The organism is Paenibacillus sp. LS1 (genome assembly GCF_026013365.1).
Lineage (GTDB): Bacteria > Bacillota > Bacilli > Paenibacillales > Paenibacillaceae > Paenibacillus.
Genome location: NZ_JAPDOE010000001.1, coordinates 1,575,451 through 1,594,920 on the forward strand (window position 1 = coordinate 1,575,451; position 19,470 = coordinate 1,594,920).

Annotated in this window: 19 protein-coding genes; 4 read left to right on the plus strand and 15 right to left on the minus strand. The window is 43.8% G+C overall.

All coding sequences use genetic code 11. The features are described from left to right. From OM416_RS06840 to OM416_RS06865, 6 genes are all read right to left on the minus strand, one after another. Positions 1–882: an ABC transporter permease gene (locus tag OM416_RS06840; RefSeq protein ID WP_413775768.1), complete on the minus strand. Its 882-nt coding sequence runs from the start codon at positions 880–882 to the stop codon at positions 1–3. Between the two features lie 47 nt (positions 883–929). Next, a complete protein-coding gene (locus OM416_RS06845) occupies positions 930–1,862 on the minus strand; it encodes an ABC transporter permease (protein ID WP_264928075.1) in 933 nt (310 codons plus the stop codon). A gap of 189 nt (positions 1,863–2,051) precedes the next feature. Then, complete coding sequence (locus OM416_RS06850; RefSeq protein ID WP_264928076.1) at positions 2,052–3,749, minus strand: peptide ABC transporter substrate-binding protein; 1,698 nt, start codon at positions 3,747–3,749, stop codon at positions 2,052–2,054. Between the two features lie 153 nt (positions 3,750–3,902). Beyond that, positions 3,903–4,277 (minus strand): DUF3397 domain-containing protein, encoded by a 375-nt coding sequence (locus tag OM416_RS06855; protein WP_264928077.1) that lies wholly within the window; start codon positions 4,275–4,277, stop codon positions 3,903–3,905. Continuing rightward, positions 4,277–5,236, minus strand: a complete 960-nt coding sequence (locus tag OM416_RS06860) for a ketopantoate reductase family protein (RefSeq protein ID WP_264928079.1) — start codon at positions 5,234–5,236, stop codon at positions 4,277–4,279. Before OM416_RS06860 ends, OM416_RS06855 begins: the two co-directional genes overlap by 1 nt. 148 nt (positions 5,237–5,384) lie before the next feature. Then, entirely contained in the window at positions 5,385–6,035 is a 651-nt protein-coding gene (locus tag OM416_RS06865) for an RsfA family transcriptional regulator (protein ID WP_017687282.1), read from the minus strand. A 315-nt stretch (positions 6,036–6,350) separates the two neighbouring features. Here OM416_RS06865 and OM416_RS06870 point away from each other — a divergent pair, with 315 nt between their 5' ends. Both OM416_RS06870 and OM416_RS06875 read left to right on the plus strand, forming a co-directional pair. Further along, positions 6,351–6,587: a DUF2626 domain-containing protein gene (locus OM416_RS06870; protein ID WP_169481632.1), complete on the plus strand. Its 237-nt coding sequence runs from the start codon at positions 6,351–6,353 to the stop codon at positions 6,585–6,587. A 183-nt stretch (positions 6,588–6,770) separates the two neighbouring features. Beyond that, the gene (locus OM416_RS06875; RefSeq protein ID WP_264928082.1) at positions 6,771–7,850 is read left to right on the plus strand and encodes a hypothetical protein; all 1,080 of its coding nucleotides are present in this window, start codon (positions 6,771–6,773) and stop codon (positions 7,848–7,850) included. 2 nt (positions 7,851–7,852) lie between these two features. Here OM416_RS06875 and OM416_RS06880 read toward each other — a convergent pair whose 3' ends face one another. Together OM416_RS06880 and OM416_RS06885 are read right to left on the minus strand one after the other, a co-directional pair. Further along, positions 7,853–9,121 carry an extracellular solute-binding protein gene (locus OM416_RS06880; RefSeq protein ID WP_264928084.1) on the minus strand — a complete coding sequence of 423 codons (1,269 nt, stop codon included), beginning with the start codon at positions 9,119–9,121 and terminating at the stop codon, positions 7,853–7,855. A gap of 221 nt (positions 9,122–9,342) precedes the next feature. Next, positions 9,343–10,677 carry a PhoH family protein gene (locus tag OM416_RS06885; protein ID WP_024628438.1) on the minus strand — a complete coding sequence of 445 codons (1,335 nt, stop codon included), beginning with the start codon at positions 10,675–10,677 and terminating at the stop codon, positions 9,343–9,345. A gap of 152 nt (positions 10,678–10,829) precedes the next feature. On the opposite strand from OM416_RS06885, the gene OM416_RS06890 reads away from it, so the two are divergent. Then, entirely contained in the window at positions 10,830–11,480 is a 651-nt protein-coding gene (locus tag OM416_RS06890) for a YhcN/YlaJ family sporulation lipoprotein (protein WP_264928088.1), read from the plus strand. Between the two features lie 7 nt (positions 11,481–11,487). Here OM416_RS06890 and OM416_RS06895 read toward each other — a convergent pair whose 3' ends face one another. From OM416_RS06895 to OM416_RS06920, 6 genes are all read right to left on the minus strand, one after another. Continuing rightward, the gene (locus OM416_RS06895) at positions 11,488–11,940 is read right to left on the minus strand and encodes a pyridoxamine 5'-phosphate oxidase family protein (RefSeq protein WP_264928090.1); all 453 of its coding nucleotides are present in this window, start codon (positions 11,938–11,940) and stop codon (positions 11,488–11,490) included. Between the two features lie 98 nt (positions 11,941–12,038). Further along, positions 12,039–13,100 (minus strand): LCP family protein, encoded by a 1,062-nt coding sequence (locus tag OM416_RS06900; protein WP_264928091.1) that lies wholly within the window; start codon positions 13,098–13,100, stop codon positions 12,039–12,041. Positions 13,101–13,190: 90 nt separating this feature from the next. Continuing rightward, a complete protein-coding gene (locus OM416_RS06905; RefSeq protein WP_036614990.1) occupies positions 13,191–13,487 on the minus strand; it encodes a YlaH-like family protein in 297 nt (98 codons plus the stop codon). Positions 13,488–13,830: 343 nt separating this feature from the next. Beyond that, positions 13,831–15,675: a translational GTPase TypA gene (gene typA, locus OM416_RS06910; RefSeq protein WP_264928092.1), complete on the minus strand. Its 1,845-nt coding sequence runs from the start codon at positions 15,673–15,675 to the stop codon at positions 13,831–13,833. A gap of 176 nt (positions 15,676–15,851) precedes the next feature. Then, complete coding sequence (locus OM416_RS06915; protein ID WP_264928093.1) at positions 15,852–16,346, minus strand: hypothetical protein; 495 nt, start codon at positions 16,344–16,346, stop codon at positions 15,852–15,854. A gap of 297 nt (positions 16,347–16,643) precedes the next feature. Continuing rightward, on the minus strand, positions 16,644–17,303 hold the full coding sequence (locus tag OM416_RS06920) for a TerC family protein (RefSeq protein WP_264928094.1): 660 nt from the start codon (positions 17,301–17,303) through the stop codon (positions 16,644–16,646). An 86-nt stretch (positions 17,304–17,389) separates the two neighbouring features. On the opposite strand from OM416_RS06920, the gene OM416_RS06925 reads away from it, so the two are divergent. Further along, positions 17,390–18,100 (plus strand): TerC family protein, encoded by a 711-nt coding sequence (locus OM416_RS06925; protein ID WP_264928095.1) that lies wholly within the window; start codon positions 17,390–17,392, stop codon positions 18,098–18,100. 127 nt (positions 18,101–18,227) lie between these two features. On the opposite strand, the gene thiI is transcribed toward OM416_RS06925, so the two are convergent. Further along, positions 18,228–19,469, minus strand: coding sequence for a tRNA uracil 4-sulfurtransferase ThiI (thiI, locus tag OM416_RS06930; RefSeq protein WP_264928863.1), 1,242 nt, complete (start codon positions 19,467–19,469; stop codon positions 18,228–18,230). Position 19,470: the final 1 nt, after the last annotated feature.

Here is a 19,470-nt window from a genome sequence, read left to right on the forward strand (position 1 = left end):
CTATTTACGTAATTTCGGATCGAGTGCATCGCGCAGACCGTCTCCGAGCAAGTTAAATGCAAGCATTGTAAGAACCATTAGACCTGCAGGGAACCACATCCGCCACGGGAATAGTGTCCAGCCAGTAAGTGCATCGTTGATCATGGAACCTAGTGAAGATCTCGGTGCAGATACACCCAATCCAAGGAAGCTCAGGAACGCTTCGGCAAAAATTGCATTCGGAATGGACAACGTTAATGTTACGAGAATCGGTCCTATTGCATTTGGCAGCAAGTGGCGGAACAATTGACGCCCTGTGCTTGCGCCCATGGACCGTGCAGCAAGAATAAAGTCTCTGTTTTTGAGTTGCATAATTTCACCGCGCACAATCCATGACATGCTGATCCAGCCTGTTATAGTAAGGGCAATGATAATCGTTGTCAGACTTGGTTCCAATACAACCAGCAACAAAATTACAACGAGCATGTAAGGCAAGGAATAGAGGATTTCGGAGAACTTGTTCATAATTCCATCTACACGTCCACCGTAGAAACCCATGATCGCTCCATAAACAACCCCGATAACAAGGTCAATCAAAGCTGCGGCTAAGCCTACAGTAAGGGATACACGTGCCCCTACCCAAGTTCTTACCCACACATCACGTCCAAGCTCGTCCGTACCGAACCAGTGTTCCGCACTCGGCGGTGCGTTGGAATTCAGCAGATCATTGGAATAATAATTATAACTGGTAAACAAAGAAGTTGGACCAATCAAAGAGAAAATCACGACAAGAACCAATACACCTAGACTAATCATTGCAGCCTTATTGGTTGCAAGTCTGTACATAGCATCTTTAAAAAGGGATACACTTTCTTGCGGTTTAACCGCTGCCTGACTAGTCAGGTCAGTGTTCGCCGTTTCATTGTTTTTATTATTCGTGCCAGACAACGTTATGCCCCCTTCCGGCTTTCCAGCTTAATTCTAGGATCAATCAGCACGTAAGCGATATCTGTAAAGAAACGCGCCAACATCAGGAGGATACCATAGAAAATCGTAATCCCCATGATCATGGTGTAATCACGGTTTGTGATACTCTCTACAAACACTTTACCTATGCCACCGATGTTAAAGATCTGTTCAATTACAACGGAACCTGTGATGATATTCGCTGTCATTGGACCAACATAAGTTACTACCGGTAGAATACCGTTTCTTACAACGTGTTTAAACATAATTGCAGGCCATTTCAGGCCTTTGGCTTTTGCTGTTTTGATGTAATCGGCGTGTAAGACTTCGAGCATACTCGAACGCGTCAACCGAGCGATAAAAGCAATCGGAGATGCAGACAGCGCTGCAACCGGAAGAACGTAGTCCAATGGACCATCAAAGCCCATAACGTTAAACCAGCCCAATTTAGTAGCGAAGAGATACTGTAATAGGGAAGCAAGCAAGAAGCTCGGAACAGCTATACCTATGACAGCTAGAATCATCGTGACATCATCAATGAGTTTACGATGGTAAACTGCAGCAATAAGCCCCAGTAAAACACCCACAATAATGGAGATAACAATTGCAAACACTCCAAGCTTCAACGAAGCGGTGAAAGTTTCACCGATCATTCCGGCTACATCTCGATTGAGATATTTCATTGAAACCCCGAAATCTCCCTTAATGATTCCACCCATATACTTCAGGTATTGTTCATACATCGGTTTGTCCAATCCATACTTCTGTTCCAGTAAGGCACGAATTTCAGGAGACACTTTTTTCTCGGCTGTAAAAGGGTCACCCGGAATTGCCTTCATCAGGAAGAAGGTTGCAGATGCGAGTATGAAAAGCGATAGCAGCATAAATAGCAATTTTTTCAAAACGTACTTAATCAACCCTTGCACACCTCCACAAACAATATTTTGTATACAAATCGATTGTAGAATTAGACAGAAATAAAGTCCAATCCATTTATCGGAAATTTCAAGAATTATAAGGAAAATCGGTGCACATACAAAAAAATCGGGATATATATGGAATTCCACATATATATCCCGAAGTAATCATATAGACTTCAGAACAACTTATTTCTCTTCCAGATATGCACGAGTGAAGTCAATAGCTCCACTGAAATCAAGTTGTACGTCTTTCAGGTAAGGCTTAGTCAAAGATACGTTAGTGTAGTAATAGATTGGCATAACGCCCATTTCATCTTGAATCAGGATTTTCTCAGCGTCAGCAAATGCAGCCATACGTGCAGCTGGATCAGCAGATTTTACAGTGTCTTTAACATCTTTGTCATACTGTTCGTTGCTGAATTTGGAATCATTGTTTGTGTTTCCAGTAGTCCACATTTCCAAGAAGTTGTATGGATCGTTGTAGTCAGCAGACCAGCCTGCACGAGCTACTTGGAAGTTTTGGTTTTGACGGTTCTCAAGGAATACGCCCCACTCTTGGTTTTCTGTTTTCACATCAACACCAAGATTTTGCTTCCACATGTCAGCAATCGCCAAAGCGATTTTCGCGTGACCATCACTAGTGTTGTAGATCAAAGTGACAGCTGGCAAAGTTGTGTAACCTTCTTCTTTCATACCTTCAGCAAGCAATGCTTTAGCTTCGTCCACATTTTCAGTGAAGTAATCGTCTTTGTGCTCATCACGGAATTCGCCGTTTTCACCACGGATACCTGGAGGTACAAAACCGAATGCTGGAATTTGTCCACCTTGTGTTACTTTGTCAACAATCAGCTGACGCTGAATTGCCATTGCAAATGCTTTACGGATTTTAACGTTGTTAAATGGTGCTTCGTTTACGTTGAACTGGTAGTAGTACGTACTTGCAATACCAGTAGCTTTGAACTCGTCCGGCAATTCCGCTTTTACAGAAGGAATTTGGTCGGAAGGAATTTCACCGTTAGGTGCACCAGTGTAGTCCAATTGTCCTGATTTGTAAGCTTGCAGTTCAGAAGCACTGCTGTTAGTCAGGGACATATCGATTTGAGACAATTTGATGTCGGCAGCCGCATGGTAGCCATCGTTTTTCTTCACAACAATTTTTTGACCTTTAGCGAATTGATCCAAAGTGAATGGTCCGTTAACGATCATGTTTTTGTAGTCTGTGAAGAACTTATCATTGGTGTCAGCAGATGCATGTACTGGGTAGTACGTGTAGAATGCTGTCAGACCCAAGAAGTAAGGTGTTGGGTTTTCCAACGTTACTTCCAGCGTGTGCTCATCAGTAGCTTTAACGCCTACTTGTGAGAAATCTGTGATTTTAGTACCAGTGTATGTTTCGTCTTTGCTGAGGTTGTAACCTTCAGCGCCTTTGATGTAGTACAATTGGTATGCATATGGAGAAGCTGTTTCCGGTTTCAAAGCACGTTCCCAAGAACGAACAAAGTCTTCGGAAGTGATTGCATCACCGTTGCTCCATTTAGCTTCCGGGTTCAGGTTGAAAACATATTTCAAACCATCTTCGGAGATTGTCCAGTCTTTAGCTACACCTGCTTGTTCTTTACCATCAGCATCGATGCGTACAAGACCTTCATACAAGAATTTCAGAACTGTGTTGGTTTGGCTGTCTTTTGCTTGAGCCGGGTCCAACGTAGGAGGTTCAGCTGACAGGTTGATTTTCAGGATTTGATCTTTAGCAAGACCATTTCCTTCGTTTGCAGAACCAGTATCGGTGTTACCTGTGCCTTCGTTTTTCGATCCGCACGCTGCAAGTACGGTACCGAACGCCAAAATCAGCGTCAAAAGGACTAATAGACTTTTCCTTTTCATCTAACACGTTCCCCCTAAATTGATATGGTTTATATGTTTATAGATTATACAACCACCGGTCAAAAAAATCTACATTACTTTTTCAGAAAGTAATGTTTTTTTCAGTTTTCGACAAAATCGACACATTTTTTAGCCCTTTTGCGTTATGTATCCTCACATCTGTTGCATGAAGTATCTAATTAATCCAAATAAAGTAAACAAAACATACCCGAAACTCATGATGATGAAGGCCATGCGCCATACGGCCCGGAACATTCTACCCCCATCGACCTTCCCCTTTAGTCGATTTTGCGCACCCCCGATGAATCCAAGTGCTAGTAGTATGAGTAATAATGTCAGATAAAAACCAAAATTCGAGTCAAATGTTAAGTTGAATAACGCCGAAACTGAAAATACAAGAAAAAAAGTGGTTACATCCATTGCTGTCCGCAATGCTGTGCGTTTGTCTTTTTTCCATACGTACATGCCCCAATATACAAGAAAGAACGGAAAAAAAGGTAGTATGCTCAACACAATAAAAAGTCCCATTAACTCACTCCTTCCGGTTGCATTCCTTCAATCAGATGAAGCAGTATTTCATGTGTAGGTGCAGCAAGGCCTGATTTTTGTGCCATCCTTACAATATGTCCGTTAATTGATCCGATTTCTGTACCACGCCCTTGGAGCACATCTGCAAGCATAGAGGAGGTATTCGAAGCTGTGGAATGACAAACCGATATCAGTTGTTCCCACATATCCTGATCTAGCTGTATTCCATTGGCTGAGTAGATTTCCCATGTTTCATCATATAACTGGCGCATAAACCGTTTGCGTTCTTCTTTAATGATTAATTCACCGTTAGGAACCCGCCATATTGCCGTAAGCGGGTTAATAACTGCGTTGATCAATAGTTTCCTGTATATCAGCTTATCGATTTCATTCGACACTGTACAGTCAAATCCTGCCTGCTGCAGGAGTCTCGATAGAGTAAATGTTCTTTTATCCTCAATAGAGACAGAAGTTTCTATATGTATATTACGCCTTCCCACTCTGGTTTCACCTATACCCGCACGAGTGACTTGATACTGGGCACGCTTCGCGCCTTCTGTTGTAATCACGGGACATATAAGTGAATGCGGCAATGCAGCTTCTAGTTTCTCCAGATGACCCATCCCATTTTGAAAACACGCGATATTCAACACATGATCTTTCAATATGCCAATCTCATGAATAGAATCGTCAATGCTTGTCTGCTTAACCATTAGCAGTAACCATTCTCCAGGCGTGTGCTCCCATGTGTCCGACAGCTCGCTTAGCGATTTTGCCTGGATCTGATCCGGTTGAATATGTATCTTCCCGTCTCGTTCCACGATAGTTACTCCATCACGGCTTAGTAGGTCTGCTTGAGCGGATGTTCTGGTCCAAAATCGAACCTGGTTACCTGCCGCCAGTAGTTTTCCGCCATACAAAAGCCCCAGCGACCCCGCTCCTACGATGTCAATGATCATATGATGCCCCTCTCCGCTTCAGTAGTTGCTCTTACCTTATCTATAATAGAACAAAAACACCAAACAAAAAACCCGTCATACCTGCCGTTATGTAACGGAGGTGTGGCGGGCTCATATCTGTCTTTCGCAAATCTAACGCCTGTTCTCACTATTCAATTCGTTCCAGGTTCCCGTTGGCATCCATCTTGAAACGTGTCTTAAGTTCCTCTTCTTCTTCGGACAAAAATGCGAGTCTGCGAGCCCGATCCATAATCTGAATCAAAGCTTTGTAATCGTCATTCACCACACGGTAATCCGTTTGTACTTCGTTCACTTCCTTGGAGAGACGGTCATTCTCGCAACGCAGTTCAAGCAATTCGTCTTCTTTCTCCCGAAGCTCCTTCTCGAGCATCTTGAGCTGACGACTGCTCTCCTGCACTGTTCCTTTCCATTGTCGCAGGAAGCGGATTACTGCATCCATTGATAATGAATCGTCCGAGATCCCATCTGATTTGTACAGATGTTCTTCGGTATCCAGTGTAGACAGAGCTGCAACCTGCGGTCCCAGCATAGCCGGCTGCTTTCTGAGATAACTACGTTTTTGCCGTTGTGCCTTGGCGTTACTGATGGCAGACTCATACTTTTTACGTACACAGCTGTTCCAGCGAAAACCGCATGCGGCAGAAGTTCTGCCTATTTTTTCGCCTACCTCTTCAAAAGCGGCCAGTTGTGTACTGCCTTCCCGAATATGACGCAAAGTAACCTCAGCCAATATCAAATCGTCCTCTGTACTCCAAGCATCCTGTCTCACTGCAGTCATGCTATAATACCCTCCTAACAACATCCTAAAATAACCGTCCGCATTACCGGAAGCCCGGTATGTGAATTAGGTATAAAAGCTGCTTCATTCATTCTTATGCCTCTCATAGAGTTCATAGAATTGATTTCATACTAAAATGTATTTCCACATTTAGGCTTGCTCATACGTAGCATATGTAAAACTAACACCGCTGTACTTGTATGGAGACAAAAAAAGAATTCGCTTTCATATCCAATTTTGTTTACACGTTTTTCCTTTCCCGGTATAATGTTGTGTAGACAATCTATGATCGCACTTAGGAGAGGAGGATTTACCGTGGCACGCATGTTTCGGGTACTCGGGTTCTTCACGCTTGCGATTGGCCTGATGGCTTTTGCGGGAGATCTGGTCGAAATGGCTTTGCTTTTTTTCCTGCAGACTGCGTTTTTTGTCATTTTGGGATACTTGAAATTTACTGAACGAACGTACATATTGCTCTTCTGGGGTTATATGATCGTGACATTTTCGGGGTTCAGCTACTGGACCGTATTCCAAATGGGGTTGCCGCTCTAATCCACCTGCAGCATCAAAGTGATCCGGCATCAGTCGGGTTGCTTTTTTGTTATGTTCAGATTGAATGATGGTTCGTGGTGTTATGTAACCACTAAGGATATTTCACGTATTTGTTTCATATATTGTCTGGAAGACAACAAGCCTGTACTATTGTCATTTAAGAAGTAGAAAGGAGAATGATCGGTGAAACGTCAATACGGCATTGCCGCTTTTATATTATGCATCATTGTATTCCTACAGCCACCCTCAGCCCATGCCTATGGAGAGTCTTCGCCCGAAGATACACGTGAAATATTGCAAAAAAGTCTATCCATCGTCGAAATCGATCATGAAATCGAACGCATCGCAGAAAGGCAGAAGCAGCTAGCTCAACAATACGAGACATTATCCGTCCAGCTTCAGGAACAAGAACAACAGATACATATTCAGCAAGATCGAGCTGGGGCTGTGGTAAGGTCCTACTACACCGGGGAACGTGACAGTCTTCTCATGACGGTCCTGGGAGCCCGGTCATTCAAAGACTTGTTCGTCCTGTATGATTATTACCAGATTATAATCGGACGGGATCAGGCTGTGCTGGACAAGTATCAAGACCGTTATCGCGACCTGCAACAGACTTCGACTCAGATTCGTCAGACTACAGCAGAATTATCTGAAATGAAGACTAATCTTCAAAACCAGCGAGAGCGTGTTGTCGCCTTGCAAAAAGAAGTGGATGCCCAAATAGCCACCAGCGGAGATGCGGCGGCGATTCAAAAACTGATGGATGAACTGACTCTCTATTGGGAGAACATCGGCATTTATGAGGTGAAACGATATTTTAAAGCTTTGGCATCTGCCATGCAGAACCTGCCCGACTTTATTCAAGAGCAAAACGGCGGTATATCCACCACCGGAACAACGTATACGATTCGAATTGGGCAGGATGAGCTGAATGCTTTTCTACGTTCCCAAAATTCCATTTTTGAAGACTTTGCCTTTAAGTTCAATCAGGATAAGATTACTGCTTCCGGTCAGCGGGATCAGTTGCAATTAAGCATTGAAGGACATTATACGGTAGAAAATGAACCTCAAAACTCCATTCGTTTTCATGTGGACAAACTTGTTTTCAATCAGCTTGAATTACCAGACACCACCCGCCGAATGCTGGAAAGAGAATTTGACCTTGGATTCTATCCACAGAAAATTCTGTCCTTCGTCAAAGCCACCGATGTTTCAACAAGTGAGGGTGTATTGGAAGTAAAACTGGCTATATCTTTTTAAAGTTAATTTGTCGATCTAATACTATCTACGTATTGATTGGCCGTGATTTCTCCCTTTAAGAATTGCTGCACTTTTTTATGAAAATGGGTTATCACAGCGTGCCTTTCGGCCGGTGCAGTCGGGACATCTTCGGTTGAAAACCAGGATTGTCCCTTCGTCATGTCATAACGTTCAGCGAGCTTCTCAGATTCCATATCCAATTCCTTTTGCTTTGCGGGCAACTGATTAGACTGTTGGTACCATTTCAACTGTGTCGTAGCGGACGTCATGCCTTCAATCCATCTGCTTGCTTCCTCTGCCTCAACAGATCCTGCAGTAATCACAAGACTTCTGGACATTACAGATTCCAAGGTTTCCAAAGAAAGTCGCTCTAATGAATCGTTATCAACTGTACTCGCTTGTTCTGCACTTAATAATTGCGATAACGATGATACAACCATTGGTGTTCCGTTATCGTCAGCCGTTGGAGAGAACATCGAACTGGTAGACTGAGCTATAATATAAGGTTGGATCTGATTCATCAATTGAATTCCCTGCTGGAGATCCCCCGTTTGCGAATCTATTTGCGTACGATTAACTTGATCCGGTGCCATCCTCGGTTCCAAATGATTCAACCACGCACTCGTCCCGTACATATCATTGATGTTCATTGTAATTAAAGGGATGCCTTCAGCAATGGCATGATGAGTAAGTTTGACCCACTGATCTTTATTGTGAGGTAACGACTCCATATCAGCTCTCTTCAAAAATGAAGATTGTGCAGCCAGAATGTACGGATCAAAATCAAAAGGCATCCCCCATTGATAACCATTCCACTCTGTCATTCCCCTTAGCCCAACTACCGTATCTCCAAGCGACTTCGATAATGTTGTTCCGTTTAACGGATACAGGTACCCTTTTTGCGCATAGTACTGCACTTCCTCACTATCAAGCAGAACCACATCTCCGTTCTCCCCTAGTGAAAACTCAAGATCCAAAATACGCTTATATGTATCCGGCTTCTCATTCCGAAGATTAATCTCTACTAATTGTGAAGCAGCAACTTCTTTGGCTATCTTTTGAAAGGCTTGAAACTCTTCATCCGACATGGCGACTACAATCTCCAGCGGGGCTTGAGCATCCTCATTACGGGAAGAAGAACCCGGGAAGGTATCCTTTTCCTGGTCACGTTCCTGATTGAGCTGCGAACCTCTGAAGTCAAAACTCGGAGACAGGATCGTTAACGAAAGCAGCAATACCGCAAATAAAACAACCTGATGTCTACGCTTCATTAACTCCCCTCCTTGTTCACCTAGTTTTTTCCTGCAACAATTATTGTAACAAATAAATAGTACTCTTGTCCTACCCTGCCGAAAAACACTTTTTCGGATTTTTGCATAATAAGAGCATATCGAGTTCTGTGCAATAACGCTTTCTTATTTTTTCAGCAAAAAACCGGCTCCAAGAGCCGGCTTCAAGAACAACATTTTCCGGGAAATAAATCCCCTGAATTTTACAGTAGATCAGCTGCAAGCTGTGCCAGCTTGGAGCGTTCTCCTTTTTCGAGCATGATGTGTCCGCTAATCCCCTCTTGCTTAAACCGTTCCACGATATACGTTAGGCCGTTACTGGCGGAATCGAGATACGGATGGTCTATCTGCTCAGGGTCTCCCATTAAAATAATTTTACTGCCTTCACCGACCCTTGATACAATTGTCTTCACTTCATGTCGAGACAGGTTCTGAGCTTCATCAATAATGATAAACTGTCCAGGTATCGATCTTCCTCGAATATATGTTAAAGCCTCCACCTGAATACTGCCAAGCCCCATTAGAATTTTATCGATATCTCCGGCTTTTTTGGTGTCAAACAAGAATTCCAGATTATCATAAATCGGTTGCATCCATGGACGAAGTTTTTCTTCCTTCTCACCAGGCAAGTAACCGATATCTTTCCCCATCGGAACGACAGGACGAGCAATCAACAGTTTTTTGTATTTATGATCATCCTCTACCTTGAGCAGACCTGCTGCAAGTGCGAGCAAGGTTTTTCCTGTTCCAGCTTTACCAGTGATGGTTACCAGCGGGATGTCATCATTTAAAAGCAATTCCAGTGCCATGCGTTGTTGCGCGTTACGTGCGCTAATGCCCCAGACATTATCATTACTGAGGAAAAGCGGCTCCAGCTTCGTCCCCTCTGTATTCACTTTAAGCAAAGCCGATTTATTGGTTCCCATCTCATCCTTAAGAATGACGAATTCATTCGGATACAATGAATAAGACAACTGTAACGGTTTGATCGGTAAAAAACGATATGTGTAAAACTCATCAATCACAGACGGGTGAACTTTTAGGGCCGTATAACCTGGATATAACTCACTGAGTCCTGCCGTCCGATCTGATAAGTAATCCTGTGTGAACAGACCAAGTACATCCGCTTTGATACGCACAAGTACATCTTTACTGACAAGCACGACCTGACGTTCGACTACTTCCTTTTCATTCTCCTCAATCTGATAATTCAGTGCGACAGCCAAAATGCGATTATCATTGGACACTTCACCAAACATTTCCTGAACTTTTACGAAACTCCGATGATTCAGCTCTACTTTCAGATTACCTCCATTAGCCAAAGGTACCCCACTGTGCAGGTGACCCAGCTCACGTAATCCATCCAACAGTCTGGATACATTGCGGGCATTACGCCCAATTTCATCGGCATTTCTTTTTTTGGAGTCGATTTCCTCCAGTACAACCGCGGGAATGATTACCTCATGTTCCTCAAAGGCAAATATGGCATTGGGGTCATGCAGAAGCACGTTAGTATCCAATACAAAAATCTTTTTCATTCAATCCCCTCCAAAGCGGCGTCGTTAAAGGCATGGATAGTGTGATCTTTCAGCAGCGGCATGGACAATCATGATCCCATACATAAATGTATTCGACTAGGGCAAAATAATTGTCAACCATTCTGAAAAACTCCAAGAAAGGATGAACATTTATGAAAATATGGGTATGCACGCTGCTTCTGATCTTTATACTTACAGGTTGCAACAGTTCCACACGCAACGCTTCGCCGAATCAGGGTACACATGCGAAAGGTTACGGAGGAAATGTAACAACTCAGCAAGATCAAAGGAAAGGATCTCACATGCTCAATGAGAATACAGGTGAAGTTCATGATACCAACATTGCCGATGATGCAAAGAATGGCCGGATGCCAAATGAAAAACGAGTCAATCACCTTAAAGCCCTTGCCAAGCAAGTGGAAGGTGTCGAAGATGCGAATTGCGTTATACTGGGTAATACAGCCGTAGTTGGCATTGATGTTGATGGTGAACTGGAACGTGCTCGGGTAGGTACCATTAAGTACTCTGTAGCAGAGGCGCTTCGCAAAGACCCCGAAGGTGTAGATTCCATTGTTACTGCAGATGCCGATGTCACTGAACGAATCAAAGAAATTGGTGAACATATTCGTCAAGGACACCCGATATCCGGTTTTGCTTCAGAACTCGCTGACATGGTGGGACGCATTATTCCCCAACTACCAAAAGACGTCAAAGTCCGTCAAAATCCGGATGAACACGAGAATCAAAAACAACAAATGCAGCAGCTGCATTCATCGGACAAAAGACAACAAAAAGCCCAGTGATCTCTCACTAGGCTTTTTTCATGGCAGCAAAAACCTGCTCATCTAATTTCTCAGCAGCACGCTGATCATATATTTTGACATATTGAGGCACAGAAGACAGTTGAGCGCCGTAAAACAGAGCATTCCTCACCGCTTCAATCGTAATGTCGAAACAGCACATATTAAATGGAACATTCTGTAGCGGATCTTGTCGTACCGCAGCACGTCCGTTCACTGCGTACACCGTCTCTTCCCCAAAGACAGTAACTGTAATGAGCGGATTCGTAATCATGTTGTTTACTAAGCGTGAACGATGATCGATCGCTACACGAAACGTAGAAGCATTCTCCGCATAAATCCAGGAGATGGCTGTTGAAGTCGGACCTCCGGATTCGGCATCCACTGTGCTCAGAAGCACAAAGGTCTCATTCTTGAATTGCTGTAAAAGAGATTCAGTTAATTGTGTGACGGCTTCGGACATTCAACCAGCCCCCTAACCTTCTTTATGCAATTCTTAAACTTGGTTTATGTTATTATAGCATACCAATTAACGTGCTTCCAATCCCAAAAGAATGGAGGTTATTCGGCTGAAGGTGAAGTCGTTACTTTACCTGAAAGTGTATCTTGCAAAGCCTGCTTCGCATTGGCGAGTTCCGTCTCATTAATATATACATACGGACTTCTCCACTCTCCGGTAACCGGAGTATAATGTACATCCGAGGTGGAAATGTTCCAATACGTCGAGATAAAGTTTTTCATTTGTTCCGATTCCACATCTGTCGTCATGTTATCGTCAACTGCACCAATCACTTTGCTAATCTTCGTAATGCCCCCAAGAGATTTCATCTGATCCAGCATGGAATTCAGCACTTGGTTTTGACGTTTATTACGATCAAAGTCGTTGGATTCAGCAGTCTTTGGATTACAATTGGATTTGCGGTAACGAACAAAGTCCAGTGCCGCTTTACCATCGAGATGTTGTGCGCCAGCGACAAGATTAATATCCGTACCGTCGGCTGTATCTCTGTAACACATATTTTTATCCACAGTCACATCCACGCCACCTACGGCATTGACAGCATCACGGAATGCTTGGAAATTCAGGACGGTTGTATAATTAATATCTACATCCAAATACTTGCCCATCATTTCTTTCATCTGATCCTCTGCATTTTTACCAGAGGTTTTTTCCTGTGCTTTGAACCTTGGATAATAGGAGTTTAGCTTGTTGGATTTGTATCCATCCAATTGAATACGTGTGTCTCGTGGCAAAGATACAATGGTTGCCGTCTTGGTCTCCGGATTCAACGAAGCCACCATAACAACATCCGAGAGATACGTGCCCGTTTCAGGACGGTTATCTGTACCAAGCAACAGCATCGTGATCGGTTTGGTTGTGGCTGACATCCCCGGCGGTACCGGTTTGTCGATGCCTGTATCCACGACTTGATTGTATACCCAATACGCATATCCGCCGCCTACCACAATGGCAATAACCAATAGACTTAAAAAGATTCTGCCAAAAGCATTCATTCTCTTTTTCTTCTTAGGCTGCTTTCCCTTGCCATTCTTCGACCCAGAAGCGCCGGATTGCGTCGGTGCCTGTCTCCGTGGAGGCAGTCCGTTCGAATTCGAGTTCATATCTTCAACACCTTTATCACATCTGTTTTTGTCTAAATAAAAGACAACCGCTTTCCCTAAGGAAAACGGATGGTCTGTACAAGACAGGATTTATGAGTTTCGAGCGGCAGCTTCCGCTTTTTTCTTTTGACGACCTTCAATAAAATAACGCACTCTCACTAATAACATCAAACCAACCGCCACCAACAAACATTGAATGATGGGAAGCTTGTCGATCTGAAAAATAAGAAGCATGAATGTGCCCATCGCCATCAATATATAGAGAACGATTTCCTTACCAAGCGGTAATTTCTGACGTACCCGAAACACCTTGTTATATACGTAAGTAATCAATACAAAGATGACGATGTAGGCTACGATCGGGTGTGATGCGAACCATGCTTGCATGCACAGCCAGCTCCTTTCGTTATCATGCTAGGATATAAGTTAACTAGTTGATGGAGCACCACCAACAACATTAATTACAAAGCTCTGCATGTGACCGTTTCGGATTCGGATCGTTCTTTTGGTCGCTGTTATCCCCAGATTTTTTTGATCCATTTTTCAATGGTAAAATCCGGGGATAAGCGTATGCTTCCGATGTAGCTTTCTTTCAGAAAGCTTTCAGGCGAACGCTTCGCTCCTACAGAATCGATTCCGTATCCTCCACTATTTTAGTGGGTTGTAATCAACGCCGATGGTGCAAATGTGTTCCATCAAATGCTAACTTATATAAATTATTTTGTTGTTATTAGGCTTTAGAAGCCATTTTGCGTTGTTTTTCTGCACGTTCACGCTCGGATTTGTTCAGGATCTTCTTACGAAGACGAATTGATTTAGGTGTAATTTCACAATATTCATCTTCATTCAGATATTCAAGCGCCTGTTCCAACGAGAAGATAATCGGAGTTTTAATTTTAACCGTATCATCTTTACCGGAAGAACGAACGTTAGTCAGTTGTTTTTCTTTGCAGATGTTAACAACGATATCATTGTCACGTGTATGCTCACCAACAATCATACCTTCGTAGATTTCAGTACCCGGCTCAAGGAAGAGGGTACCACGATCCTCAACGCCCATCATTCCATAGAACGTAGATGTACCAGTTTCAGTTGAGATCAGTACACCTTGGTGACGTCCACCCACTTGACCGGAAACTACTGGAGCGTAGCTGTCAAATGCATGGTTCATAACACCATAACCACGAGTCAAAGTCAGGAAGTTTGTGCTATATCCGATCAAACCACGTGCTGGAATCAGGAACTCCAGACGTACTTGTCCACTACCCGTGTTGACCATGTTAACCATCTCTGCTTTACGTGCGCCCAGGCTCTCCATTACGGAACCCATGCTCTCTTCAGGGATATCAATCAACAAGCGCTCAACCGGTTCCATTTTCTTACCGTCAACTTCTCTTACGATAACTTCTGGTTTGGATACTTGAAGCTCGTATCCTTCACGACGCATATTTTCAATAAGGATACCCAAGTGAAGCTCACCACGTCCGGAAACGACAAATGCATCCGGGCTTTCCGTTTCGTCAACACGAAGGGAAACGTCTGTTTCCAACTCTTTGAACAAACGCTCACGAAGTTTACGGGAAGTTACCCATTTACCTTCACGACCTGCGAATGGACTGTTGTTCACGAGGAACGTCATTTGCAGGGTAGGCTCGTCAATTTTCAAAACTGGAAGTGCTTCTGGGTTATTCGGATCAGCGATGGTTTCACCAATGTTGATGTCCTTGATTCCTGCAATCGCAACAATGTCGCCTGCTCCTGCTTCTTCTGTCTCAACACGCTTGAGACCTTGGAAACCAAACAGTTTCTCGATACGTGCAGTTTTGCTTTTACCATCACGCATAATAACCGTTACCGATTGTCCTTGACGGATCACACCGCGGTTAACACGACCAATGGCAATACGGCCAAGGTATTCATTGTAGTCCATCAAAGTAACGAGGAATTGAAGTGGCTCTTCAACATTCTCTGTTGGGTGAGGGATATGACTAACGATCGTATTGTAGATCGCCATCATGTTATCGTCCTGTTTCGCAGGATCATTATCCATGCTGGATGTTCCGTTCAATGCGGAAGCATATACAACAGGGAATTCAAGTTGTTGATCGTTGGCACCCAGTTCAATGAACAGGTCCAGTACTTCATCAATAACCTCAGTCGGACGAGCCGCTGGACGGTCAATTTTGTTTACAACAACGATTGGTGTCAGGTTGTGCTCCAGAGCTTTACGAAGTACGAACTTCGTTTGTGGCATACAGCCTTCATATGCATCAACAACGAGCAATACGCCGTCAACCATTTTCATGATACGTTCCACTTCACCACCGAAGTCGGCGTGTCCTGGTGTATCCACAATGTTGATCAGGTAATCTTTATAAGTTATAGCCGTGTTTTTGGCCAAAATCGTAATACCGCGTTCACGCTCCAAATCGTTGGAGTCCATTGCGCGCTCCTGTACCGTTTCGTGATCACGGAAAGTACCGGATTGCTGGAGCAACTTGTCGACGAGCGTAGTTTTCCCGTGGTCGACGTGGGCAATAATCGCAATATTGCGAATGTGTTCTCTTGAATGCATGGTTTGTATCCATATCCTTTCCAATTTCAATTCTTATCTACTAAACTTCCCGCAATTTCGCAGGTTACTCACAAAATAAGCGTCGGTGATATCCCGACGCATGTCTATATCCCTTATATTATAGTTTATTATAGGTAAAAATCAAGATATTTCGCACGAAAAGACCACTGGGAATGTTACCAGCCTCTCCCTTGACGTCCTCGACCAAGCAATAACCAGACTCCACCCAAGATCAAAAGGACAGCAAGTACATAGATTATTCCCGTTTGGAGCAAGGTAAATCCGAATAATATGATGGATATCGCACCAAAGATCAAAGCCGCAGGTAACACAAATTCCGGTCTTCGCCTCTCAGCCATTCCATATTCCAGTAAACCTATGGCAACCCCCAGCAAAAATACTGGCCACAGCCTGTTCATAAGTCCTGCACCCCATGTATTCGTTATACTAAATAAGACACCATACACCGTTAGTATGCCGGCAGGAACAAGTGACCACGATGGTGAAATACGCGCATAGTATAATGCATGAAGGGCTATGCCTGGCAGCAGGATCAGCAAAGGCCAGAAATTACGACCAATGAATCCAAACACACCAAACTTGCCAAGCAGAATAATAATTCCCGCAGCTACAATAAATAGTCCAATCGCTTTTTCATTTCTCATCCTCATCTGCATTCACCTCTTATACCATTGGCTATGTATTTTATTTTTTATAAACGATGTGCATTCCATGATGATTTTTGGTTTTCAATCCTGTAATCCTGCTTCTAGTGTATCCGATGTTTCGTCAAAAAACTATACTTTATGTCGCATTATGCTTGCTCCCTTTACCTGTATTACCCTAAAATCTGCAACTTATGACTAGCCCAATGAAAACTCCATGGACAAGATATTCCTCTCCACACAAAACCGTCTAAACCGGACGGTTCAGACGGCCATATGTCCAAGCTTTTACCCAAAACCAAACTATGCGTTCTTCCTCACAAATTTATGTGCGCCTCCAACCGCGACAACAAGACAAGCCATTGCTGCGGGTAGTAGCATGTGCGCCTCTGCTGCCATTCCTCCAAGCCATTCTCCTAACTTGGGGTCTTTCATCAACATTTCACCTGCTGTGAAGGCCAGAATGCCTGAGCCGACGAATACCAGAATTGGAAATCGCTTCAACAAGCCAACAATTAACCCGCTCCCCCATACGACAATTGGGATACTAATGGCAATCCCGATGACGATCAATGCCAGATCTCCATCCGCCAATGCCGCTATAGCCAAGACGTTATCCAGACTCATCACAAAATCGGCAACCAGTATTGTTTGAATGGCTTTCCAAGTCGTCGAAGCTTCTCGAATATGTACTTCATCATCACTCTGAAGCAGCAGCTTCACTGCAATCCAGAGTAGCAGCAGCCCACCTGCAGCCTGGATAAATGGAATTCCCAGCAGTAATACCGCTACGAAGGTTAATACACAGCGTAACAGTACCGCACCAAAAGCCCCCCACCATACCGCCTTTTTCCGTTGTATCGGTGGCAGATCCTTGCTGGCAAGTGCAATAACAACCGCATTATCTCCACTCAATACCAGATTGATCATTAAGATTTCAGTTAAAAGCCATAGTGTATCCATGTCCTCACCCCCCACATTAACTTGTATGTCAGAGTTGTCCATGCTATTCTTAATGATTGAACTTTATATAAGGAGTGACATATGGCATGGAGCTATTTAGTCCCACATTCTGGCTGGCTTTGCTGAACGTTGTCTTTATTGATCTCATTCTGGCTGGAGACAATGCCATCGTCATTGGTCTCGCAGCTCGAAATTTGCACCCTTCCGTGCAGAAAAAGGCGATATTATACGGAACGGGCGGCGCACTACTGATTCGAATTTTGGCAACGATTGTTGTTCTATGGTTGCTTAAAGTACCTTGGCTCTTGCTTGTGGGAGGCTTACTTCTGATCTGGATCGCCTATAAATTATTGGCGGATCAGGGAGATGAACACAATGATATCCAGGCAGGAACTTCTCTATGGACGGCTATTCGTACCATTGTAATCGCGGATGCAGCGATGGGATTAGATAATGTGATTGCGGTTGCCGGAGCCGCACAGCAGCATCTCGTGCTTGTCATTCTCGGACTCCTGATCAGCGTACCCATTATCGTCTGGGGCAGCACCCTGTTTATCAAGCTAATTAATCACTTTCCTTGGATCATTTATATCGGAGCCATCGTTCTCGGGTATACGGCTTCCAATATGATCACTGAGGAGCAGCGACTCTTGCCTTACTTTACTCAACATCCGGCATTACGCATTCTCTTCATCGTTGTCGTTATTGCAGGCGTAGTCTTTGCAGGTTATCGCAAACGCTCCAGTAGCTCCAGCAACAAGGGATCTGGCGGGGAGCAGCAGCGTTCCTACTCATAGGAAAGCCTATTCTTAAAATATCTTCTGAATACAGCAAAGGACTGAACGATATTTCATCGAACAGTCCTTTTTTTTTTTACAGTTTACATAGCCCTTATTATGTCAGCCGTGCTAATTTTTATTTAGTTTAGAACCAATCATCCTTCAAACCATTATCACCTGTCTGATTCGATACCACAGAAGTTTCACCGGCATGAAGAGTAATCGTTTCTGTTTGCTCTACCGCCTGATCCAGCCATTCAGGCAACTGGCTCATTGTCGATTCAATTTTATCCACAATCCGAAGATTTGGATTGGTTGAAGGCGACTTTGGCACGAAGAGAGTACAGCAATCTTCATATGGCAAAATAGATATGTCATACGTTCCGATCTGTTTGGACAGAGTGATGATCTCCTGTTTGTCCATCATAACCAGTGGTCGTAGCAGCGGTAAATCCGTCGCACGACCAATGACATTCATACTTGGAAGCGTTTGACTCGCTACTTGACCTAGGCTATCTCCAGTGATCAGTGCAAGTGCACGTTCACGCTCGGCAAGTTTGGAGGCAATTCGCAGCATTGAACGTCTCATCAGCGTAATAATCAAGTTATCCTGACCCAGTTGGGTAAATGCCGTTTGGATCTCTGTAAATGGAACCAGATGCAGCTTGATTGTTCCTGCATGATCAGCAAGGGCACGCGCCAAATCGATGACTTTCTCTTTGGCACGCTCGCTAGTGAACGGATAACTGTAGAAATGTATACATTCCACTTCCAGTCCACGGCGCATGGAAGACCAGGCTGCAACGGGACTGTCTATGCCACCTGACAACAGTACCATCGCTCTTCCATTCGTACCCAGCGGAAACCCACCTACTGCCGGAATGGTTTCGTTGAAAATATAGGTGCCCTGATCCCGAATTTCCACTCGCAGTTCAATATCAGGTTGACGAACATCAACACTTAATTGCTGAAACTTCCGTAGAATTGGGGAACCAACCAGATGATTCATTTCATGCGAAGAGTTCGGGAACTCCTTCCATACCCGCCTTACATTTACCTTAAATGTGGTGCCTTCCTTGAATTCATCTTCCCTTTCGTCCATAAACGCGACAGCCGTTTTCACAATCTCATCAAGCTCGGATGGGGTGACTTTAACCGGACTAATCGACATCACACCGAATACCCGCTTCAGTACATTAATCAGTTCAATATGTGATTCACCGCCAAGATCCACATAAACACGCCCGTATTCTTTGCGAAGGCTCGCTCCTGGATAAGGTTTAAGCAAAGCTTTCACCTGTGTAATGATCGTTTTTTCAAATCGTGCACGATTCTTCCCTTTTAACATAAACTCTCCGAAACGGAGAAGCAGCATATCATATTTCATA